Origin of the sequence: Pseudomonas sp. Z1-14, from assembly GCF_051132005.1 — a bacterium.
GTDB lineage: Bacteria > Pseudomonadota > Gammaproteobacteria > Pseudomonadales > Pseudomonadaceae > Aquipseudomonas.
Genome location: NZ_CP071646.1, coordinates 2,982,888 through 3,003,727, shown reverse-complemented (window position 1 = coordinate 3,003,727; position 20,840 = coordinate 2,982,888). Strand labels below are relative to the sequence as shown.

Annotated in this window: 18 protein-coding genes; 13 read left to right on the top strand and 5 right to left on the bottom strand. The window is 62.5% G+C overall.

What is annotated here, in order from left to right; genetic code table 11:
• Positions 1-362: 362 nt before the first annotated feature.
• The 3 genes from J3P89_RS13565 to J3P89_RS13555 form a co-directional block, all read right to left on the bottom strand.
• Positions 363-683, bottom strand: a complete 321-nt coding sequence (locus J3P89_RS13565) for an isochorismate lyase (protein ID WP_434697865.1) — start codon at positions 681-683, stop codon at positions 363-365.
• Positions 684-876: 193 nt separating this feature from the next.
• Positions 877-1,158 carry a fructose-bisphosphate aldolase gene (locus J3P89_RS13560; protein ID WP_434580987.1) on the bottom strand — a complete coding sequence of 94 codons (282 nt, stop codon included), beginning with the start codon at positions 1,156-1,158 and terminating at the stop codon, positions 877-879.
• A gap of 469 nt (positions 1,159-1,627) precedes the next feature.
• Positions 1,628-2,767, bottom strand: coding sequence for an epoxide hydrolase family protein (locus tag J3P89_RS13555; RefSeq protein ID WP_434697864.1), 1,140 nt, complete (start codon positions 2,765-2,767; stop codon positions 1,628-1,630).
• Here J3P89_RS13555 and J3P89_RS13550 point away from each other — a divergent pair.
• Genes J3P89_RS13550 through J3P89_RS13540 form a run of 3 tightly spaced genes read left to right on the top strand, consistent with a single transcriptional unit; the run spans position 2,745 to position 4,482 of the window.
• Positions 2,745-3,020, top strand: a complete 276-nt coding sequence (locus J3P89_RS13550) for a hypothetical protein (RefSeq protein ID WP_434697863.1) — start codon at positions 2,745-2,747, stop codon at positions 3,018-3,020. The genes J3P89_RS13555 and J3P89_RS13550 overlap by 23 nt on opposite strands.
• Positions 3,017-3,457 carry a tryptophan-rich sensory protein TspO gene (tspO, locus tag J3P89_RS13545; protein WP_434697862.1) on the top strand — a complete coding sequence of 147 codons (441 nt, stop codon included), beginning with the start codon at positions 3,017-3,019 and terminating at the stop codon, positions 3,455-3,457. The genes J3P89_RS13550 and tspO overlap by 4 nt, the downstream gene beginning before the upstream one ends.
• A complete protein-coding gene (locus J3P89_RS13540) occupies positions 3,457-4,482 on the top strand; it encodes an alpha/beta hydrolase (protein ID WP_434697861.1) in 1,026 nt (341 codons plus the stop codon). The genes tspO and J3P89_RS13540 overlap by 1 nt, the downstream gene beginning before the upstream one ends.
• On the opposite strand, the gene J3P89_RS13535 is transcribed toward J3P89_RS13540, so the two are convergent.
• Positions 4,424-5,668 (bottom strand): acyl-CoA dehydrogenase family protein, encoded by a 1,245-nt coding sequence (locus J3P89_RS13535; RefSeq protein ID WP_434674299.1) that lies wholly within the window; start codon positions 5,666-5,668, stop codon positions 4,424-4,426. The two genes, J3P89_RS13540 and J3P89_RS13535, sit on opposite strands and share 59 nt — an antisense overlap.
• A 381-nt stretch (positions 5,669-6,049) precedes the next feature.
• Between J3P89_RS13535 and sfnG the strand changes: the two genes are divergently transcribed.
• The 6 genes from sfnG (at position 6,050) to J3P89_RS13505 (ending at position 12,507) form a co-directional block, all read left to right on the top strand.
• Positions 6,050-7,147 carry a dimethylsulfone monooxygenase SfnG gene (gene sfnG, locus J3P89_RS13530; RefSeq protein WP_434697860.1) on the top strand — a complete coding sequence of 366 codons (1,098 nt, stop codon included), beginning with the start codon at positions 6,050-6,052 and terminating at the stop codon, positions 7,145-7,147.
• Positions 7,148-7,160: 13 nt separating this feature from the next.
• Complete coding sequence (locus tag J3P89_RS13525) at positions 7,161-8,327, top strand: AMP-binding protein (protein WP_434697859.1); 1,167 nt, start codon at positions 7,161-7,163, stop codon at positions 8,325-8,327.
• Complete coding sequence (locus J3P89_RS13520) at positions 8,324-9,106, top strand: ABC transporter ATP-binding protein (protein WP_434674302.1); 783 nt, start codon at positions 8,324-8,326, stop codon at positions 9,104-9,106. Before J3P89_RS13525 ends, J3P89_RS13520 begins: the two co-directional genes overlap by 4 nt.
• A gap of 68 nt (positions 9,107-9,174) precedes the next feature.
• On the top strand, positions 9,175-10,056 hold the full coding sequence (locus tag J3P89_RS13515) for a branched-chain amino acid ABC transporter permease (protein WP_434697858.1): 882 nt from the start codon (positions 9,175-9,177) through the stop codon (positions 10,054-10,056).
• A 9-nt stretch (positions 10,057-10,065) separates the two neighbouring features.
• Entirely contained in the window at positions 10,066-11,133 is a 1,068-nt protein-coding gene (locus J3P89_RS13510; RefSeq protein WP_434697857.1) for a branched-chain amino acid ABC transporter permease, read from the top strand.
• A gap of 48 nt (positions 11,134-11,181) precedes the next feature.
• Positions 11,182-12,507, top strand: a complete 1,326-nt coding sequence (locus J3P89_RS13505) for an ABC transporter substrate-binding protein (protein WP_434697856.1) — start codon at positions 11,182-11,184, stop codon at positions 12,505-12,507.
• Positions 12,508-12,769: 262 nt separating this feature from the next.
• Here the strand turns inward: J3P89_RS13505 and J3P89_RS13500 are convergent, their stop codons facing one another.
• A complete protein-coding gene (locus J3P89_RS13500; RefSeq protein ID WP_434623937.1) occupies positions 12,770-13,873 on the bottom strand; it encodes a sigma-54 interaction domain-containing protein in 1,104 nt (367 codons plus the stop codon).
• Between the two features lie 401 nt (positions 13,874-14,274).
• On the opposite strand from J3P89_RS13500, the gene J3P89_RS13495 reads away from it, so the two are divergent.
• From J3P89_RS13495 to J3P89_RS13480, 4 genes are all read left to right on the top strand, one after another.
• Entirely contained in the window at positions 14,275-15,696 is a 1,422-nt protein-coding gene (locus J3P89_RS13495; protein WP_434697855.1) for an amino acid permease, read from the top strand.
• Positions 15,697-15,955: 259 nt separating this feature from the next.
• Entirely contained in the window at positions 15,956-17,677 is a 1,722-nt protein-coding gene (locus J3P89_RS13490; protein WP_434697854.1) for a type I secretion system permease/ATPase, read from the top strand.
• Positions 17,670-19,040 carry an HlyD family type I secretion periplasmic adaptor subunit gene (locus J3P89_RS13485; RefSeq protein WP_434697853.1) on the top strand — a complete coding sequence of 457 codons (1,371 nt, stop codon included), beginning with the start codon at positions 17,670-17,672 and terminating at the stop codon, positions 19,038-19,040. The genes J3P89_RS13490 and J3P89_RS13485 overlap by 8 nt, the downstream gene beginning before the upstream one ends.
• Before the next feature lie 2 nt (positions 19,041-19,042).
• Positions 19,043-20,392 (top strand): TolC family outer membrane protein, encoded by a 1,350-nt coding sequence (locus J3P89_RS13480; RefSeq protein WP_434568613.1) that lies wholly within the window; start codon positions 19,043-19,045, stop codon positions 20,390-20,392.
• Positions 20,393-20,840 lie beyond the last annotated feature (448 nt).

Here is a 20,840-nt window from a genome sequence, read left to right as displayed (position 1 = left end):
ACTCCACAACACCTTCGTTCAGCCAGCGTGGTTAACGGGGCGCCCGAGATCAACGTCCCCCACGAGGCGGCCTTCGAGCCAACCTGATTCTTGCTGTCGTACTCCGATCCAACTGGACTGACCCCAAACTGTGGGAGCGAGCCTGCTCGCGAAGGCGGACTGTCAGCCAATTAAGATGCTGAATGTGCCGGTGCCTTCGCGAGCAGGCTCGCTCCCACAGGGTTCTATGTGTACCGTGAGATCTATATCCGCCGAAAATCCAGTGTGGGAGCGAGCTTGCTCGCGATAGCGGTCGTTCAGTGACGAAAGTGTCTGACTTGCCACCGTCATCGCGAGCAGGCTCGCTCCCACAGGTGCATGGCTCAAGCTTTGGATTGTTGAGCCGTCCAGTGTTTCATCTCTTCAACAATGAAGTGATTGACCAGGTCGCTGTACATCTTTTCGATGGCATCCGGGCTGAGGTCCTCGGCCTCGGCCCATTGCCGTCTAATTGCCAGCATCGCCTGGAAACGCTCCGGGGCGCGGACCGAGGTCGCCGAAGTCTTGAACTTCGATGCCGCCAATACGTATTGAAAGCGCTTGCCCAAGAGTTTGATGACAGTCTGGTCCAGGGCATCGATTTCGCGGCGGATGTCTTCCATGCCGGTGCATTGCGCGGGGGACAGCTGGTTGTCGACTTCCATGTAGTTAACTCCGTTTGTTGAACTCTGATGTAACTCCCGGTGGGAGGCTCTTTGTGGCGAGGGGATTTATCCCCGCTGGGGTGCGAGGCACCCCTTGGATCAGACACCGCAGTGTGCCTGGCGATATTGAGTCGCTGACTTAGGGCTGCTTCGCAGCCCAGCGGGAGCAAGCTCCCTCGCCACGGGTTTTAAATCAACCTTCCAGACCGCGTCGTTCAATGACGCCGAACACGTCGGCCACGTCCTGCACGAGGATCCGGGCAACGTTGGTCAGAGTGTTGATATCACTGGTGGATGAGTCCCGCAGGCTGGAGCAAGCCACCAGCGTCAGGTAATCGAGCGTGGCGTGCAGCCGCTCGCTGACACAGGCGTGGAGTTCGGGCAGTGGCGCGTGCGTGTCGATCAGCAGGACAGGGTAGGTGGTTGCAATCGGGGTGAGGGGGGTGTAGCGGGCAGATGCATGATTAGCGGTCATAAGGTTACTTCCTTCAAGAAAAAAGAAATGCCACCTTTTCGCTGCGAAACAAACGGGTGGCAGTTGCGCGCGGGTTCGCAGACCGAGGAAGGAAAACCCGGCAGACCCGAAGATCTCCCGCGCGCAACCGCCATAAAATGAACGCGGGCAAGTTTGCCTGAATTTCATTCGACGGTGCATTTCCTTTGCAGTCGGGCTGCGAAACCCAGCCACCAGCCAAAGCCAGCGACGCCCCAACTATAGAAGTCGCACCCAGCCCCCACAACCGACCTGTAGGACGCCCCGATCCCCCGTGGCGAGGGAGCTTGCTCCCGCTCGGTGGCGCAGCCGCCGCAAAACCAGGCGATGCGGCGTGCCTGACGAAATGGTGTGGCTCATTTGGGTCTGCTTCGCAGCCCAGCGGGAGCAAGCTCCCTCGCCACGGGTTGTGAATTCCTACATGATTTTCGGAACACTATTGGTGGAAAACTCAGCGCAAATCCCGAAAAAACGCCCGAATATCCTCCGCCAGCAACTCCGGCTGCTCCAACGCAGCAAAGTGACCACCGCGCGGCATCGGCGTCCAGCGCTTGACGTTATAGCCACGCTCCACCCAACTGCGTGGCGGCAGCGGCAGTTCCCTGGGAAACAGCGCGACCCCAAGCGGTGGTTTCACCCGCTCGCCGCTGTTGAACAGCAAGGGCCGCTTGCTGCCTTCCACATACGGGCGAAACGACGAACCGATGCAGTTCGTCAGCCAATAGAGCGTCACATTGGTCAGCAGCCATTCATGACTGATGGCGGGGCTCGTATCGCACCACGAGAGAATCTTTTCTCCCATCCAGGCCAGCAACCCCGCCGGAGAGTCGCTGAGGCCCACGGCCAGGGTTTGCGGTTTGGTCCGTTGGATGTGCGCATAGGCGCCTTCGGCTTCGCTGAAGGCCGCGGCGCGTTGCAGGTAAGCGGTTTCTTCTTCGCTCAAAGGTGGGTCGGTTTCGCCCAGGGGCGGGCGGTAGGCGCCGGGAATGTAGTTGAGGTGGATGCCGGTCAGTCGCTCGGGAAAGCGCATGCCCAACCAACTGGTTACAGCCGCGCCGACATCGCCGCCCTGGGCTCCGAACCGCTCATAGCCGAGCCCCGTCATCAGCTCGCTCCACAAACCTGACACCTCGAAAGGCCCGCAACCCGCCTGTTTGAACGGCGCGGAAAAGGTGTAGCCGGGCAAGGACGGCACCACCACATCGAACGCATCGGCTGGATCACCGCCATGGCTGGCCGGATCCGTCAGCAGTTCGATGATGCGCTGCATCTCGATGAACGACCCGGGCCAGCCGTGGGTGAGCACAAGCGGCATCGGATTGGGGCCCAGGCCGCGCTGATGGACGAAATGAACCTGCTGCTCGCCGAGCGTGGCGACAAATTGCGGCAGGCGATTGAGCGCGGCTTCCTGGGCACGCCAGTTGAAGGTTGTCGACCACTGGAGGAGGAGTTCTCCAAGCACGTCCATGTCCATGCCTTCGCTCCAGCCCTGACCGGCCAGTGGCACCGGCAGCCGAGTGTTTTGCAGGCGATGGCGCAGGTCATCAAGTGCGCTTTCAGGAATGTCGATGGAAAAAGGTCTGGCGAACATTTCTTGCTCCCAAGTGGGTGGCAACTGCCCGCCCAGTCATGGGCCTAGCGTAGGCGATTTGCCGGATTCGCGGCAATTGATCTGGCACCTGGCCCAGTGCTCAACCTTCCTTCCTGATACAAGTGCCCCGAACGCGTTGAATTTTTTCCAAGGCCAGCGAGTCTTTGAGAAGGACATGGCGATGAATCGCAACCAATCGCTGCCGATCATGCTCGCCCCTCGACAACTGCCCCCAGCCAAGGACGCCCAATGACCTTCTTCATTTTTCTCCTCGCCTGCTGCGCTGCGGCAAGCACCGGTGTCATTTTCAAACCGGGCCAGTGGTACGAGTCCCTCGTCAAACCCCGCTTCACACCCCCAAACTGGTTGTTTCCCGTGGCCTGGGCAGTCATCTACCTGCTGCTTGCCTGGGCCGGATATCGCTTGAGCCTGATCCCGGGGAGCCAATTTGTATTGGCATTATGGGCGGCGCAGATTGCGCTCAATACGCTATGGACCCCGGTGTTTTTCGGTGCCCATCAGGTCCTGGCCGGTATGGTGGTGATCACGCTGCTCTGGCTGGTCGTGGCGGTGATGGTGGTGTTGGCGTTGCGCCTGGACGTGATCACCGGGTTGATTCTGTTTCCTTACCTGGCGTGGCTTTGCGTAGCCGCTGCCTTGAACTTCTCCATCCTGCGTAATAACCGCTGATGAGCAGTCGCCCATTGAATACCGCAAAGCTATGGCCAGCGGATGAAGATGAGCTGGCGCAGGTGCGCAGTTTCAACAGGAAACTGGCCTGGCTGCCACGCTTTCGCATCCGCAATCGTGTCACCCAGCGCATCATTCAAGCGCTGTTGCGCGCCAGTCAAATCAACGGCGACGGCAAGTTGGGCAAACATGGGCTACTGGCTGAAAAACGCCGGATAGGCACGGGCGACGTCGCGGTGCCGGTGCGGATAATCCGGCCGAAAGGAAAAGCCAGAGGCGTCGTGCTGGATTTCCACGGTGGCGGCTGGGTCATTGGCAATGCCCAGATGAATGACCGGTTCAACATCGCCATGGTGCAAGAGTGCGGGGTCATTGTGGTCTCGGTGGATTATCGGCTCGCGGTCAGCACACCGGTGGAAGGTCTGATGGAGGATTGCCTCTCAGCAGCGCGTTGGCTGTTGAGCGAGGAGGAGGAATTCGCCGATCTGCCGGTGATCGTTGTGGGTGAATCGGCTGGAGGCCACTTGGCCGTGGCAACGCTGCTGGCGCTCAGGCAATGGCCGGATTTGCTTGGGCGCATACGCGGTGCGGTGCTGTATTACGGCGTCTACGATCTGGCCGGGACCGCGAGCGTCCACGCCGCCGGCGCTGAGACGCTGGTGTTGGACGGGCCCGGTATGGTCGATGCCTTGCGCCTGCTTACGCCGGGCCTGAGCGATGAGGAGCGACGCCAGGCGCCGCTGTCGCCGCTCTATGGTGACTTCACGGGGATGCCAGCGGCGCTGCTGTTCACTGGCGAGTTGGACCCGCTCAGGGACGACACGCTTGGCCTGGCTGAGTTGTGGGGCAAGGCCGCTACGGTTGAAGCGCATCTTCTACCATCCTGCCCCCACGGGTTCATTCATTTCCCGACGGCGATCGCCGAGCGCGTGCTCAAGCACAGTCGGGACTGGATCACGGCCCGGCTCAACGCTGCTTCGACCCCCCACCAATCTGCCAGACATACGGCGGCTCCGTCCCGTTGATCTCCCAGTCGCCAATGATGCGTTCCTTGTAGATCAGCGGGTTGTGCGAAGCCGCCGTCCGGGCGTTACGCCAGTGGCGGTCGAGGGCTTTGCTGGTGCTGGTGGCGGAAGCGCCCAGTGCGTTGAACAGGTCGCTGGTGGCGCGCAGTGTCAGGTCGGCGACCGCCACTTGGGCCTGGGCCGATTCCAGTTCGGCGAGGAGGTTAGCGGTGTGTTCCTTCTCGGCGTCCAGGTCGAAGCGACTTTGATAGGCCCGCTGCGAGGCATCGGCGGCGCGCAGGGTGGTGGCTTCGGCGGCGTAGACCTGGGCCGAGGCCCTGCCGATGACTTGCTGGACTTGCACATCCTGGCTCACTTCACTGGCGTTGCCGGTGCTGAACACCCGCGTACGCTGGCGCACCTGTTCGCTGATGTCGCGGACGGCGGCGCGCCCGGCGCCGGTCTGCACGGCGAGCAATACCAACTGGTAAAACGCGGTCTGATATTTGAAGCGGGTGGAGAAGTCGATGAGGTTTTCGTCTTCTACCACGGCGTTCTCGAATACTGACGTGCCGCTGCCCGTGGTCCGTTGACCAAAACCATCCCAGTCATCGCTTTGCCTGACGCCCGGCTGATGGACGCTGACGGCGGCGATCACGTCGGCGCCGGTGTCGTCGCGTTGGGCATACAGGTCGATCCAGTCGGCAAAGATGCTGCCGGTGCTGTAGTACTTGGTGCCGTTGACCACCCATTGGTCACCCTGGCGGGAAACCCGGGTGATGACCTGGCCAAGTTTTACCGCGCCGATTTCGGTCCACGCGTTGCCCACCAGGTCACCGTCGACGAAGCGCTTGAACCAGACGTCCTGCGGGCGGGTGGCATGGGCGTTGAGGCGATCCTCGACAAAGGCGAAGTGCCCGCGCAGCGCCTGGGGCAGGTTGGAGTCGGCTTCGGCCAGTTCGATCAGCAGTTGCAACAATTGCGGCAGCGAGGCGCCGGCGCCGCCATATTCGACCGGCACCCTTACGGCGCCAAAACCCGCTTCCTTTAGCCATTTCACCTGTTCGAAAGGCAGGCTGCGGGTCTGTTCGCGTTCCAGCGCACCCGCCTGGATACGCGCGAAAATCGGCCGGAAGCGCTCGGCCAGGGCTTCGTAGTGGGTGCCGGTGGAAAGGACATGCGGCAGGTATTGTTGCTGTGCGGTCATGGCGGTGTTCCTTCTGAGGAAAAGAGGGCGGGCAAGGCCAAGGCCTGCCGATGTCGACAGCCATTGCACGCTCCATGCCGCTGCTCGAAGCCAATCAAAACAAGGGGTTCGCCGGGTTTTCCGGCATAAATGCTGTCGTCCCGCGAGCAATCTGTCCGGCGACTGTTCGACAGGCAACAGTCCACCTTTTGCGCGGCAGTACGCCGGGTGTTGGCTGTGCAACAGCGATCCAGCAGCTTGCTCGCCGCACGACAGTCGCAAAACTGAGTAGGCGAATTAACTGACTGAAAATAAAGGGAAAACCCAAGTGGCACGGTTGCTGCTCTAGCCGTTGTACAAAGGCGACGACGCCTATATCTCAACGAGCCGGGAGTACACGCAATGAGCCAGGACACGATCAAGTTTGCCTACTGGGTGCCCAATGTCAGCGGCGGGCTGGTGGTCAGCAAAATCCCGCAGCGCACCGACTGGGGGATCGATTACAACCGCAAGCTGGCGCAGATCGCCGAGGATGCCGGCTTCGACTATGCCCTGACCCAGATCCGTTTTACCGCCGGTTATGGCGCCGAATACCAGCACGAATCGGTGGCGTTCAGTCACGCGTTGCTGGCGGCCACCACGCGCCTGAAAGTCATCGCGGCGGTCTTGCCAGGGCCGTGGACGCCTTCGGTGCTGGGCAAGCAGATCGCAACCATCGATCAGCTCACTGGCGGCCGCGTGGCGATCAACGTGGTGTCCGGCTGGTTCAAGGGCGAGTTCACCGCCATCGGCGAGCCGTGGCTGGAGCACGATGAACGCTATCGCCGTTCCGAGGAATTCATCACCACGCTCAAGGGCATCTGGACCACCGACAACTACACCTTCGCCGGTGATTTCTATCGCTTTCGCGACTACACGCTCAAGCCCAAGCCGCTGCAGCAGCATCCGGAAATTTTCCAGGGCGGCAGCTCACGGGCGGCGCGGGACATGGCTGCGCGGGTGTCCGACTGGTACTTCACCAACGGCAACACGGTGGAAGGGGTCAAGGCCCAGGTCGATGACCTGCGGACCAAAGCGGCGGCCAACAACCACACGGTCAAGGTCGGCGTGAACGCCTTCATCATTGCCCGCGATACCGAGGAAGAGGCCCGCGCGGTGCTGGCCCAGATCATCGACCAGGCCGACCCGGAAGCCGTCAACGCTTTTGGCGACGCGGCAAAACAGGCCGGCAAGGCCAGCCCTGAGGGCGAAGGCAACTGGGCCAAGTCCAGCTTCGAAGACCTTGTGCAATACAACGACGGTTTCAAGACCAACCTGATCGGCACACCCCAGCAGATTGCCGAGCGCATCGTCGCCTTGAAAGCCGTGGGAGTGGACCTCGTACTGGCCGCGTTCCTGCATTTCCAGGAGGAAGTCGAGTATTTCGGCAAGCGGGTCCTGCCGCTGGTGCGTGAGCTGGAGCAGGGGAAAGTGACGGTCAAGACAGCGGCGGTCGCTTAGGCGGGGAGGCAGCATGGGCACGCTCACTGAAACCTTCGACACGTTGCCCCATTGGCTGCATCGACAGGCGCTGGGGCACGGTACGGACGTCGCCCTGCGCCACAAGCACCTGGGTGTCTGGCATGTGCGGACCTGGCGGCAGCTGGCCGATGAGGTGCAGCGCCTGGCGAGTGCCCTGCAAGCGCGGGGATTCTCGGTGAGCGCGACCCTGACGATCATCAGTCGCCCGACACCACAGGCGATCGTGGCGGCGTTGGCGGCGCAATGGCTGGGTGGTGCGGCGAGCCTGTTCGATCCGTTGGACGGAGTCGCGGGGCAGGTCGAACTGCTCGGCGAATTGCAGCCGGATTTTGTGCTGGCCGAGGGGCACGAAGAATTGTCGCGTCTAGGCGCGGCGCAGTTGGCCCCCCGCGTGGTGATCTATCTGGACAAGCGCGGACTGTCAGGCTCGGTCGCGTTTGATCAGGCGCTGGATTACGCCACGTTGATCGAGGCGAGGACGCTCGATGAACGCGTCCCGCTGGCACATGCGCAGCAAACGGCGTTCGTTTTCTATCGCCGGGGGCCACAAGCCATCGAGCAACAATGCATCAGCCACGCCGAGCTGTTGCAACACGGGCAGCAACTGGTACAGCGCGAAGGACTGCGACGGCAGGAGGAAGCATTGGCGGCGCGCGGTTTCGCCTCGGGCGGCCAGGCGCGGTATCTGCTCGCGCCCTGGCTGATCGCCGGTTTCCGCTTGAACTTCCCGGAAAACCTGGCGACCCGTGACCGCGACCGACGTGAGCTGGGCCCGACGCTGGTGGCCGGCACCCCGGAAACCTACGAGCGTCTGCACGGCTATGTGCTGGAGCGCCTGCCGGCACCGGGCGATGGGGCACGCGGACTGGTGGATTGGGCCCTGGCGGCACGTCCGGGGCTGTTGCGAAGCTTCATCGGTCATTGGCTGGTCCGTCGGCCTCTGCGCGACGTGCTTGGGTTTTCACGAATCCATGCACCGCTGCTGTTGGGTGATGCGCTAACGCCTGAGACCCAGGCATTTTTTGACACCTTGGGTATCAACGTCCGCCAGTGGGAGGGTGCGGCCCATTGGGAGGTGCCGACGATTTCATTGGCCCCCACTACCAATGAACGGGACGAACGCCAATCACAACGCGCCTGGAAGGAGGCGACCACATGACCCGAACGGCCGCCACGCAGCTCCTCGAGCTGGACAACATTTCGCTGTCGTTCAAAGGCGTCAAAGCGATCACCGACATCAGCTTCAGCGTTGCCGCCGGCGAGATCTGCGCCTTGATCGGCCCCAACGGCGCCGGCAAGAGTTCATTGCTCAACATCATCAGCGGGGTCTACCAACCCCAGCAAGGGCGCATACGTTTCGACAATCGCGAGCGCCGCGGCATGCGCGCCCACGACGTGGCGGTGCGGGGCGTCGCCCGGACATTCCAGAACATCGCGCTGTTCAAGGGCATGAGCGTGCTCGACAACGTGCTCACCGGGCGCAACCTCAAGCGTCGCAGCACCTGGATTGAGCAGGCGTTGCGTATCGGGCGGGCCGGTAAGGAGGACGACAGCCAGCGCGAAGCGGCCGAGCGGGTCATCGAGTTCTTGCGTTTGCAGCCGTGGCGCGACGCATGGGTGGGCACCTTGCCTTACGGTTTGCAGAAACGCGTGGAGCTGGCCCGCGCCCTGGCGGCGGAGCCGCGGTTGTTGCTCCTCGACGAGCCCATGGCGGGCATGAACGCCGAGGAGAAACAGCTGATGAGCCGATTCATTGTCGACATCAACCGTGAGCTGGGCACCACGGTGGTGTTGATCGAGCACGACATCGGCGTGGTCATGGACATCAGCGATCACGTGGTGGTGCTCGATTACGGTCGCAAGATCGGCGACGGCGCCCCGGATGTGGTACGGCAGAACCCCGAGGTCATTTCGGCTTACCTCGGCACTCGACACTGATTTTTTGCAATTCGACGCCTTTCCGTCAGGAAGGGTCGGCAAGCTGCGCCCGCAAAACAGGAAACGCTATGGAATTTCTCTTTGAAGTATTGATTGGCGGGCTGCTGGCCGGGGTGATGTACGCCTTGGTGGCCATCGGTTTTGTGCTGATCTACAAGGCCTCCGGGGTGTTCAACTTCGCCCAGGGGGCGATGGTGCTGTTCTCGGCGCTGACCTTCGTCAGCCTGCTGGAGCGCGGCGTGCCGTTCTGGCTGGCGTTTCTCATCAGCCTGGTGGCGATGCTGCTGATCGCCGTAGCGGTGGAGCGCGTGGTGTTGCGCCCGTTGGTCAACCGTTCGCCGATCACGCTGTTCATGGCCACCCTTGGGCTTTCCTATGTCATCGAAGGTTTCGCCCAGGCATTGTGGGGTGCCCAGGTGCATGGCCTGGACTTGGGCATCAGTGATGAACCGCTGGAAATGGGCGGAATGCTGCTGTCGCAGTTCGACATTTTCGCCGCGCTGACCGCCGCGTCACTGGTGGCGCTGCTGTCCTGGCTGTTCAACAAGACCCGCTTGGGCCTGGCGCTACGAGCCGTGGCGGATGACCCGCTGGCGGCGCTGGCCGTGGGAATTCGCTTGCAGCGGGTCTGGGTCGTGGTGTGGACGGTGGCGGGGTTCGTCGGGCTGGTCGCCGGCCTGCTCTGGGGCGCTCGCCTGGGGGTGCAGTTCTCGTTGTCGCTGGTGGTGCTCAAGGCCTTGCCGGTGTTGATCATTGGCGGGTTCACCTCGATCAGCGGGGCGATTGTCGGCGGGCTGATCATCGGCGCTTCGGAAAAATTGGCGGAGGTATATCTCGGGCCGTTCATCGGCAGCGGCATTGAAAACTGGTTTCCCTACGCACTGGCGCTGCTGTTCCTGCTGGTGCGTCCGGCCGGGCTGTTTGGCGAACGCGCCATCGAACGGGTCTAGGAGAACAGCATGTTTTATCGAGAAGCAGGCCAGTTCAACACCCGTTACGCCGAGGACCGCCGGGTCTTTGCCTTGCGCCAGGATCGCCACGGGCTGGCGGCGCTGCTGTTGGTTGCATTCGTCGTGGTGCCGTGGCTGGGCAATGACTACTGGCTCAGCGCGATATTGATTCCGTTTCTGGTGCTGTCCCTGGCCGGGTTGGGGCTCAATCTGCTGACCGGTTACGCCGGGCAGTTGTCCCTGGGTTCTGCGGCGTTCATGGCCGTGGGGGCGTTCGCCACCTACAACCTTGAAGTGCGTGTCGGCGGTTTGCCGTTGTTGTTCAGCATTGCCTTGGGCGGGCTGACGGCGGCGCTGGTGTCGCTCCTGTTCGGCCTGCCGAGCCTGCGCATCAAGGGCTTCTATCTGCTGGTCTCGACATTGGCGGCGCAGTTCTTCGTGACCTGGACGCTGACCCGCTTTGGCTGGTTTTCCAACGACAGCGCGTCGGGGGTAATCAGCGCGCCGCGCCTGGATATTTTCGGCGTGAACCTGGACGCGCCGGCCGGCCGTTATCTGTTGACCCTGACGGTGGTGGTGGCGCTGTTCTGGCTGGGCAAGAACCTGGTGCGCAGCGAATTGGGCCGCCAGTGGATGGCCGTGCGCGACATGGACACGGCCGCGGCGGTAATCGGCATTCCCCTGGCGAAAACCAAGCTGCTGGCCTTTGCCATCAGCGGCTTTTACCTCGGCGTGGCCGGCGCGCTCTGGGCCTTCGCCTATCTGGGCACCGTCGAACCCCATGGCTTCGATCTCAATCGCTCATTCCAGATCCTGTTCATCATCATTATCGGCGGGCTCGGCGGCTTGCTGGGCAACTTCCTCGGGGCGGCCTTCATCGTGCTGTTTCCGGTGCTGCTTTCCAACCTGGTGTCGCTGCTGCCCGGCGGGCTGATCGATGCCGGCCAGGTGGAAAACCTGCAAAAAATGTTTTTCGGCGCGCTGATCATCCTGTTCCTGATCAAGGAACCGGAGGGCCTTGCGCGCCTCTGGCAACGCCTTCGCCAGCGTGCGCGGCTGTGGCCGCTGCGCTACTGAACAGCGCCACCGTTGACTTCTCTATGGCTCCATAACAAGGAAAATCCGATGTTCAAACGATCATTCGCCAGCATCCTCGCACTGGCCCTGAGCCTCACCGCCGCCGCGTTCACCGTGCAGGCGGACAACGAGCAATATTTCCCGCTGCAAAGCTATCGCGTCGGTCCCTATGCGGCCGGCGGTACGGGTTTTTTTGGTGGCTTCATCGACTACCTCAAGTACGTCAACGCCAACGGCGGCGTGAACGGGGTGAAGCTGACCTGGAGCGAATGCGAAACCGAGTACGTGGTAGAGAAGGGCGTCGAGTGCTACGAGCGCCTGAAGAAAGGTTTGAATGGCGCACCGGCGGCTGCGACCAACCCGCTGTCAGTGGGCATTGCCTACGCCACGCTGGAGCGCTCCGCCGCAGACAAACTGCCGCTGATCACCATCAACCACGGCCGCACCGACTCCACCGATGGCAGCGTGTTTCCCTATGTCTTCCCGCTGCAATTGAACCCGTACTCCGAGGTGTCGGCGATCATCAACTACATCGGCCAGCGCGCCGGTGGGCTGGACAAGCTCAAGGGCCTGAAGATCGTCACCCTGTACCACGGCTCGCCGTACGGCAAGGAAACCAACGAGGTGTTGCAGACCCTGGCGGATAAATACGGTTTTGCGCTGACCTTGCTTGAAGTGCCGCATCCGGGCAACGAGCAACAGTCGCAGTGGCTGAATATCCGTCGGGAAAAACCCGACTGGGTAATCCTGCGCGGCTGGGGCGTGATGAACCCGGTGGCGCTGAAAACCGCGCAGAAGGTCGGGTTCCCGGCCGATCACATCATCGGCAACATCTGGAGCAACTCCGAGGATGACGCCGCGCCTGCCGGTGCTGCGGCCAAGGGTTTCATCGCGATCACCACGCACCCGTCAGGCACCGGTTTCCCGGTGCTGCAAGGCATCAAGAAGGACGTGGTCGACGCCGGCCATGGCGACCTGGCGGACCCCAAGCGTTTCGGCACGGTGTATTACAACCTGGGCGTGGTCAACGGCATCCTCAACGTCGAGGCGCTGCGCATTGCCCAGCAGAAGTTCGGCCAGCAACCGTTGACCGGCGAGCAGGTTCGGTGGGGCTTCGAGAATCTCAAGCTCGATGATGCACGTCTCAAGGAGCTGGGGGCGCTGGGGTTGGTGCAGCCGTTGCAATTGTCCTGCTCGGACCACGAGGGCGGCGGCGCGGTACGCTTCCAGCAGTGGGACGGCACGCAGTGGAAGCTGATCAGTGACTGGGTGCAGGCCGACCGCGCGTTGCTGCGGCCGATCATCGAAGCGTCTTCGCAGCAATACGCCAAGGACAAAGGCATCACGCCGCGCGATTGCAGCAAGGAATCCTGAACCTGGCCACTACTGGTGCTGCTGGACGAACCGTCGAAGGGGCGGCGTTGCAGATCCTCAAGTAAATCCTTGAGATCATCCACCCGATCAATCAGCGCAAGGGCGCTCGAACCCCGTGGCGAGGGAGCTTGCTCCCGCTGGGGCGCGTAGCGCCCCCAAAATGCAGCTGGATCGCGTGCCCCTGAAACTCCGCAGCGACTGGTTCGGGGCTGCTTCGCAGCCCAGCGGGAGCAAGCTCCCTCGCCACGGTTGGTAAGTGAGTTCAGGTTGAAAGGTTCACCACCCGACCATCGCGCGTACTCAGCGCCGGGCGCCGTTTGTTGACCACCAGCTCGCCGATCCGGATCAGCAGGCTGCGGGTGACGTTGCGGCTCAGGCCCAACAGGCTTGCGGTGTGGACCTGGTTGCAACTGGCGTAGCGGTAGGCGGTGCGCAGCAGGGCAGCTTCGACTTTTTCATAGACATCGCCGTGCGCTTGCTCAAGCAGTTGCTCGAAGGCTTTTTCCAGCAGTGCCTCGGTGGTTTGCGGCGTGTTGTCCTGGGACGCGTCCTGGCGCTCGATGCGAAAGTTCGACAGGTGCAGATCCTGCACGCCGATCACCTTGTTGCGGCAGATCAGCAAGGTGTGGTGGATGACGTTTTCCAGTTCGCGAATATTTCCCGGCCACGAGTAGTCGAGCAGTTTGCGCTGGGCCTGGGCATCCAGCGTCACCTCGCCATGACCGAGCCTGCGGCTGTACTCGGCGATGAAATGGCGAATCAGCGGCAGGATGTCGCCGGGACGCTCGCGCAACGGCTTGAGCACCAGGCTGACCACACTCAGTCGGTAATACAGGTCTTCACGAAAATGCCCGGCGTTGATGGCTTTTTCCAGTTGCACGTTGGTGGCCGCCAGCACCCGCACATTGATCCTGATGGGCTTGCGCGAGCCGAGGCGGACCACTTCGCGCTCCTGTAGAACGCGCAGCAGCTTGACCTGGATCGGCAATGGCAGGTCACCGATTTCATCGAGGAACAGCGTGCCGCCGTCGGCTTCTTCGAACCACCCGGCCTTGGCGGTCAAGGCGCCGGTGAACGCGCCTTTTTCATGGCCGAACAACTCGGCTTCCACCAGCGTCTCGGAAAACGCCCCGCAGTTCACCGCCACGAACGGTTTGTCGCGTCGAGCACTGAGGTTATGGACGTGGCGGGCGACCAGCTCCTTGCCAGTACCGGTCTGGCCAATGATCAACACGCTGGCGTCACTGGGCGCGACTTGCTGCAAGTGCGTCAGCAGTGCCTGGGAGCTGGGATCGGCGAACACTTGGGCCGTGGCGCGGATCGAGGTAGCCAGGCCGGGGGAGGGAGGAAGCGTAAGAAGCTGCATGACGGTGGCCCGTTTATGAGAGTGCGGTGATGATTGGGTGAGGACCAACGCTCCTTGGTGGTATCACCGTGCGAAGCCATTGGGCTTAAGGCTTAATCTAAATGATCTAAAAAAAATAAAACAAATAACATAGGGTTATATGCTTAAGGCGATGAGCCGCCTTCGTCGTCAGCCGCAGAGTCTCTACGCAGAACCGGGTTTGGCGAGATCAGGCAAAAAGGCGGCGCTCACAGGTAACTAACTCGGGAGTGTAGGCGGGTAACGTGGCTCAACTTTACTGCAGAGCCCAATTCGCGAGGGACGGATCAGACATCCAGGGTGTGCCGCTTTGAGGAGGAGCGAAACCAGCAGCACCGACGGTCCCTCGACACGCCTCAATGTCGACAAGAGAATAAAAAACCATGACCAGCCCGAGCTTCAAGGATTCGAACGGCCACTTGGCGCAGGGCTTCAAGCCTCGTCACGTCACCATGCTTTCAATCGCCGGGATCATCGGCGCCGGCCTGTTTGTCGGCTCGGGCCATGCGATCGCCGCTGCCGGTCCGGCCGTCATGTTGGCTTATCTTTTTTCCGGTCTGCTGGTGGTGCTCGTCATGCGCATGCTTGGCGAAATGGCGGTAGCCCGGCCAGACACCGGCTCGTTCTCCACCTACGCCGACCAGGCGATCGGACGCTGGGCAGGCTTCACCATCGGTTGGTTGTACTGGTGGTTCTGGGTGCTGGTGATTCCCATCGAGGCGCTCGCCGCGGGTCATGTATTCAACCAGTGGTTTCCCTCCGTTGATGCCTGGCTGTTTGCCTCGGTGTCGATCATTGCCCTGGCCGTGACCAATCTGTTCAGCGTGTCCAAATACGGCGAGTTCGAGTTCTGGTTCGCCATGGCCAAGGTGATCGCGATCATCGGTTTCATCTCCCTGGGATTCGCCGTGCTGATGGGCTGGATTCCCGAGCGCGAAGCCAGCGGCTTGAGTCGCTTGATGGAGGAACACGGCGGGTTCGCGCCCAATGGCTTGTCCGCCGTGGTCGGGGCCTTCATCACCATCATGTTCAGTTTCATTGGTACGGAGGCGGTGACGATTGCCGCCGCCGAATCCAGCAACCCGGCACAGAACATCGCCAAGGCCACGCGCTCGGTGATCTGGCGCATCGGCGTGTTTTATTTGCTGTCGATCTTCGTGGTGATTTCCGTGGTGCCCTGGAACGATCCGCTCCTGGCCTCGGTGGGCTCCTACCAGCGGGCACTGGAGTTGATGAACATTCCCCACGCCAAATTCATGGTGGACGTGGTGGTATTGATCGCCGTGGCCAGTTGCATGAACTCTTCTATCTACATTGCTTCACGCATGCTCTATTCCCTCGGCCGGCGTGGTGATGCGCCGAGGGCGGTGGAAGTGACTTCGTCCGCTGGCGTGCCCCGGGCAGCGGTGATAGCCAGTACGGTACTGGGCTTGGGCATCACCTTGTTCAGCTACTTCATGCCGGCCGGGTTGTTCCAGTTCCTGCTCGCCAGCTCCGGCGCCATCGCCTTGCTGGTGTATCTGGCGATCGCCGTGTCCCAGTTGCGTATGCGTCGCAAGCTGCTTCGCCAGGGCGTCGAGCTGGGCTTTCGCATGTGGCTGTTTCCCTGGCTCACCTGGGCGGTGATCGTGTTTATCTGCGCGGCCCTGGCGGTGATGATGGTGACTCCTGAGCACCGCAGCGAAGTGAGCACCACCCTAGGCCTGGCCTTGGTCATTTCCTTCGTCGGCCTGGTGACTTCGCGGCAATCTCCGCAGCCTGAAGAGGCGGTTTCCTCGGCTAGCCTCCATAGACCCTCGGCCTAAGACATTCCCGTTGCGAGGGAGCTTGCTCCCGCTGGGCTGCGCAGCAGCCCCTTCCTTTACTGATCGCCTAAAAAACCCCAAACTCCCTCCGGCAACTAACCCTTGCTTACGTTGTCAGTACTTGGCGCCCGTAGCACCGACGTTCGCCACCGATGGCGACAATGTCAGCTACATGGCGCTTTTTTTCTGACGCCTCAAGGCAAATAGCTCGCAATGGATTGCGCCGGGACCGTTTATTCCTTTTGCGGGTTGATTCTCTATGGGTTTTTTTCTTGATCCTCGGCATGACATCGACGCCGCTTTGTTGAGTTATCGCCGGGTATTCTGGTCGCTGGCCCTCTTCAGCGGCGTGATCAATCTGCTGGTGCTGGTGCCATCGCTGTACATGATGCAGGTCTACGATCGGGTCCTCACCAGTCGCAACGAAACCACGCTGTTCATGCTCACCTTGATCGCTCTCGGGCTGTTCATGTTCAGTGCCTTGATCGAGTGGGTGCGGGGCGAAGTGATGATCCGTATGAGCGCGGGGCTGGACGATGCCTTGGGCGAGCGGATTTTCGATGCGGCGTTCGCCCGCAGCCTGCGCGAGCACAACGCCAACCCGGCGCAGGTGCTGAGTGATTTGACCACCTTGCGCCAACTGATTACCGGCCAGGGGCTGATCGCCTTGCTCGATGCACCGTGGTTGCCGATTTTCCTGCTGGTGGCGTTCATCATCCACCCCTGGTTTGGCGTGCTGACCCTTATCCTCGCAGCGTTGCTGGTCGGCCTGGCACTGTGGGGCGAGCTGGCGACCCGCACGCGCCTGGGGGAGGCCAATCGGCTGGGCGTGCAATCGTCGGTCTACGTCAACAGCACTCTGCAGAATGCCGAGGTCATCCAGGCCCTGGGCATGCTCGGGCCGCTGCGCCAGCGCTGGAGCCTGCTGCAGCAACGGATCATCGCGGCGCAGGCGCATGCCAGTGATCGCGGTGCGCGTATCACTTCGGCGACCCGTTTCGTGCGGATTTCCGGCCAGTCCCTGGCCTTGGGGCTGGGGGCGCTGCTGGTACTCGAAGGGCAATTGTCGGCGGGCATGATGATTGCCATGTCGTTGTTGCTGGGGCGTGCCCTGGCGCCGGTGGAAATTGCCATTGGTTCGTGGAAGCAATTCAACGCCGGTCGCCAGAGTTACCAGCGTCTGAGCCAGCTGCTCGCGCAACATCCTCGCGATCGCCTGCGTATGCCATTGCCACCGCCAACGGGCGCGGTGCGCCTGGAGCAGCTCTACGTGGGGCCACCCGGAGCGACGCAGCCGCTCCTGCGTGGCATCAATTTCAGCCTGGACAAGGGCGAGGTACTGGCGGTGGTCGGGCCCAGCGCCAGCGGCAAATCGACCTTGGCTCGGGCATTGGTTGGCGTGTGGCCGGCCATGGGTGGCTCGGTGCGGCTGGACGATGCCGAGATCAGCCAGTGGTCCCATGACGCCTTGGGCCCGTACCTCGGTTATCTGCCCCAGGACATCGAGCTGTTCGATGGCAGTGTCGCCGACAATATTGCCCGTTTCGGCGAGCAGGACGCCGACAAGATCATCGCCGCCAGTCGCAACGCGGGCATTCACGAAATGATCCTGCGATTCCCCAAGGGCTACGACACGCCGCTGGGTCCCGGCGGGCTTGGCCTGTCCGGCGGACAGAAGCAACGCCTGGGCCTGGCCCGTGCGCTTTATGGCAGCCCTTCGCTGATCGTCCTCGACGAGCCCAATTCCAACCTAGACGAAGCCGGCGAACTCGCGCTGGTGCAGGCCATCGGTGTGCTCAAGGCCGCCGGCAGCACGGTGGTGTTGATCACCCACCGGCCCAACGTTCTGGCGGTAGTGGATCACATCCTGGTGCTGAAGGACGGTACCCAGCAGGCGTTCGGCCCGCGCGACCGGGTGCTCAAGGCGCTGATGCCAGGCCCAAGGCCGACGGCCGTGCGGGAGGCGGGTAAAGATGCGTGATTTGAAACCGGCGACGCCGGCCCACGGCGACCACGGCTTGAGCGTGCTCAGCAGCAACACGCTGCCCAACGCCAGTACCGATGCCGGCGGCGCGGCGCGCTACGGCGTGGTCTTCCTGGCCCTGACCTTGGGCGGTTTCCTGCTTTGGGCGTGCCTGGCGCCGCTCGACCAGGGTGTGGTCGGCAGCGGCACCGTGGTAGTGGCGGGCGAGCGCAAGGCGGTGCAATCGCTGGTGGGCGGGGTCGTGGAAAAGCTGCTGGTCAGCGACGGCGACCGCGTCAGCCAGGGCCAGTTGCTGGTGCAGCTCAACACGGTGCAGGCCCAAGCGCAGTTGGACGTGACCCTGGGCAAGCTGCTCAATGACCGCAGCATCGAGGCGCGCTTGATGGCCGAGCGCCTCGGCGCCGATGAAATCCACTGGCCGGCGCAATTGCTGGAGCGCGCCGAGGAGCCGCGCGTCAAGGCGGCCATGGCGCTGCAGAAGCAACTGTTCCTGACGCGCCGTGCCGAACTGGGCAGCCGCCTGCAGATCATCGAACATGAAGTCGGCGCCTTGCAGCAACAGTTGCAGGGCTATGAAGGGGTCAAGCGCAACTACGACGCGCAGATGCGTTTTCAGCAGCAAGAGCTTGAAGGTTTGCGCGAATTGGCTCGGGAAGGCTACGTGCCGCGCAACAAACTCTTCGAGGCCGAGCGCAACGCGGCGCAACTGGCCGGGCAGATCGCTTCCGGCATTGGCGATGTCGGCCGCACGCGCCAGGCAATCAACGAAAGCCGGCTCAAGGCCTTGCAGGCGCAGCAGGAATTCCGGCGCGATGCCGAAACCCAACTCAGCGAGGTCTCGGCCGAGGCCGCCGGTTATGCCGATCAGATCCGCGCCTTGCAGTTTGAAGTGGATAACGGGGCGATCCGCGCGCCGGTGGCGGGGCAGGTCATGGACGTGTCGATCCATACGGTCGGCGGGGTCGCCCAGGCTGGGCAGACGCTGATGCAGGTAGTGCCGCTGGATGCGCCGATGGCGATCACCGCGCGTTTTGATCCGCTGATGGCCAACAAACTCAGCCCGGGTCTGCCGGTGCACGTGCATTTCACTGCGTTGCAACGGGTGGACACGCCGACGGTAACCGGCACGATCACCACCGTGTCGGCGGACCAGTTGATCGACCAGCAGACCCACCAGCCATATTTCTCCGCCAAGGTCGAGATTCCCGCCGACACCGTCGTTTCGCTGCAGGGCGCCGGGCTGCTGGTGCGCCCCGGCATGCTTGCCGACGTCACCGTGGTGACCGGTGAACGGACCTTGATGAATTACCTGATGAAACCCTTGCGCGAACGCTTGCTGGCGGCCTTCAAAGAGGAATGAGCATGACCGACCGTTGCCGTTATGGCGTCCGTGTGCTGTTGAGCCTGTGCACCAGTTGGGCGGTGATCGGCCCCGTCTGGGCGGCGGAGGGTGGACTGAGCCTGATCGCCGCTTACGATGCCTCGCGCCTCAACGATCCGACCTTGCAGGCAGCGACCCACGCCTACGATGCGTCGCGGCAGGAGGAGGCGATCGGCCGTGGCGGTCTTTATCCGCAAGTGTCGCTGTCGTCGCGTTATGGCTATGGCGGGCGTACCGATGGCGGCGACGACAGCAGTTACGTCAACAGCAACGATTACCAGGCGAACAGTGTGACCCTGGCGGCACAGCAGGCGCTCTATGACAAGGGGCGCTGGGCGGCTTATCAGGAAGGCAAGGCGCGGGGGGCGCTGGGTAGCCAGCAATTCGACGTGGCCGGCCAGACCCTGTTCGATCGGGTCGCCAAGGGCTATTTCGACGTGGCCCGGGCCGAGAACGAACTCAAGCTGATCGCCCAGCAGAAAACCGCTATCAGTGGCTTGGTCCTCCAGAGCAAAAAGCTCTATGAGGGCGGCCAGGGAGCGATCACCGATATCGACGAGGCCCAGGCCCGGCTCGATCTGGTCGAGGCTCAGGAAACCGAAGCCCAAGCCCGCCGCGTGGCTGCGCTGCGAGCACTGTCGGGGCGGGCCAGCGTGCCGATCGACGACATCCAGGCGATGCGCGAAGAACTCCCCGCCGGCAGCCCGATCCCGCCGGAGCAGGATCTGCCGTATTGGACAACGATTGCCCGTGAGGCCAGTCCGGAGCTGGCGGCGCGGTTGGCGGCGGTAAAAGTCGCCGAGGCCCAGGCCGACAGCCAGCGCGCCGGGCATTATCCAACGTTGTCGCTCACCACTCAGTTGACCCGTCGGGAAACCCGCCAGTACCAGGAGCTCGACCCGCGCCAGGACACTTACTACGTCGGGGTGCAACTGGATATCCCGTTGTATCGCGGCGGCGCGGTGCGTGCATCGGTGGCCAAGGCCGAGGCCCAGCTGGCCGGGGCGCAGTCCGATTACGATGTGCAGCGTCAGGAGCTGGCCGAGGCTATCGAAACCGATTACCTGGGCGTGGTGGCGGGCTTCGCCAAGAGCAAGGCGATGCTACGGGCGGTGGAATCCAACCAGCGGGCGCTGACGTCGACCGAGAAGGGCTTCCAGGGCGGCGTGCGCTCGACGGTCGACATTCTCGATGCTCAGCAACGCCTGTTCCAGGCACGCCGCGACCTGCTCGATACCAAGCTCGACATGCTCGAAAGTTATGTAAGCCTGCACACCCACACCGGCCAGATGAACCGCGCGGTGCTGGAACAGGTGCAAAGCCTGTTCTAAGGAACCTGCCGAGCCGCATCGCTTCTGTGGCGAGGGAGCTTGCTCCCGCTGGGGTGCGAAGCGCCCCCAAAGCCAATCACCGCGCGGTGTCAGGCTGGACCCCATCAACCTTTTTGGGGCTGCTGCGCACCCCAGCGGGAGCAAGCTCCCTCGCCACGGAAGCACCGTGTGGGAGCGAGCCTGCTCGCGATGACGGCAGTTCATTCAACGCCGTTCAGCCTGGCACACCGCTTTCGCGAGCAGGCTCGCTCCCACAGGGGACGCTGCCTTGAGCCCCAATGCCTCCTGCCCACAAGGATTTGCTTCATCAATGCTGTTGTGGCGAGGGAGCTTGCTCCCGCTGGGGTGCGAAGCGCCCCCAAAGCCAATCACCGCGCTGTGTCAGGCTGGACCCCCATCAACCTTTTTGGGGCTGCTGCGCACCCCAGCGGGAGCAAGCTCCCTCGCC

What these genes read in the sequence shown, in the direction of transcription:
- J3P89_RS13565 (WP_434697865.1), bottom strand. Translation starts at nt 683, where the DNA reads ATGGAAGTCGACAACCAGCTGTCCCCCGCGCAATGCACCGGCATGGAA.
- J3P89_RS13560 (WP_434580987.1), bottom strand. Translation starts at nt 1,158, where the DNA reads ATGACCGCTAATCATGCATCTGCCCGCTACACCCCCCTCACCCCGATT.
- J3P89_RS13550 (WP_434697863.1), top strand. Translation starts at nt 2,745, where the DNA reads ATGGAAAAAGGTCTGGCGAACATTTCTTGCTCCCAAGTGGGTGGCAAC.
- J3P89_RS13555 (WP_434697864.1), bottom strand. Translation starts at nt 2,767, where the DNA reads ATGTTCGCCAGACCTTTTTCCATCGACATTCCTGAAAGCGCACTTGAT.
- tspO (WP_434697862.1), top strand. Translation starts at nt 3,017, where the DNA reads ATGACCTTCTTCATTTTTCTCCTCGCCTGCTGCGCTGCGGCAAGCACC.
- J3P89_RS13540 (WP_434697861.1), top strand. Translation starts at nt 3,457, where the DNA reads ATGAGCAGTCGCCCATTGAATACCGCAAAGCTATGGCCAGCGGATGAA.
- J3P89_RS13535 (WP_434674299.1), bottom strand. Translation starts at nt 5,668, where the DNA reads ATGACCGCACAGCAACAATACCTGCCGCATGTCCTTTCCACCGGCACC.
- sfnG (WP_434697860.1), top strand. Translation starts at nt 6,050, where the DNA reads ATGAGCCAGGACACGATCAAGTTTGCCTACTGGGTGCCCAATGTCAGC.
- J3P89_RS13525 (WP_434697859.1), top strand. Translation starts at nt 7,161, where the DNA reads ATGGGCACGCTCACTGAAACCTTCGACACGTTGCCCCATTGGCTGCAT.
- J3P89_RS13520 (WP_434674302.1), top strand. Translation starts at nt 8,324, where the DNA reads ATGACCCGAACGGCCGCCACGCAGCTCCTCGAGCTGGACAACATTTCG.
- J3P89_RS13515 (WP_434697858.1), top strand. Translation starts at nt 9,175, where the DNA reads ATGGAATTTCTCTTTGAAGTATTGATTGGCGGGCTGCTGGCCGGGGTG.
- J3P89_RS13510 (WP_434697857.1), top strand. Translation starts at nt 10,066, where the DNA reads ATGTTTTATCGAGAAGCAGGCCAGTTCAACACCCGTTACGCCGAGGAC.
- J3P89_RS13505 (WP_434697856.1), top strand. Translation starts at nt 11,182, where the DNA reads ATGTTCAAACGATCATTCGCCAGCATCCTCGCACTGGCCCTGAGCCTC.
- J3P89_RS13500 (WP_434623937.1), bottom strand. Translation starts at nt 13,873, where the DNA reads ATGCAGCTTCTTACGCTTCCTCCCTCCCCCGGCCTGGCTACCTCGATC.
- J3P89_RS13495 (WP_434697855.1), top strand. Translation starts at nt 14,275, where the DNA reads ATGACCAGCCCGAGCTTCAAGGATTCGAACGGCCACTTGGCGCAGGGC.
- J3P89_RS13490 (WP_434697854.1), top strand. Translation starts at nt 15,956, where the DNA reads ATGGGTTTTTTTCTTGATCCTCGGCATGACATCGACGCCGCTTTGTTG.
- J3P89_RS13485 (WP_434697853.1), top strand. Translation starts at nt 17,670, where the DNA reads ATGCGTGATTTGAAACCGGCGACGCCGGCCCACGGCGACCACGGCTTG.
- J3P89_RS13480 (WP_434568613.1), top strand. Translation starts at nt 19,043, where the DNA reads ATGACCGACCGTTGCCGTTATGGCGTCCGTGTGCTGTTGAGCCTGTGC.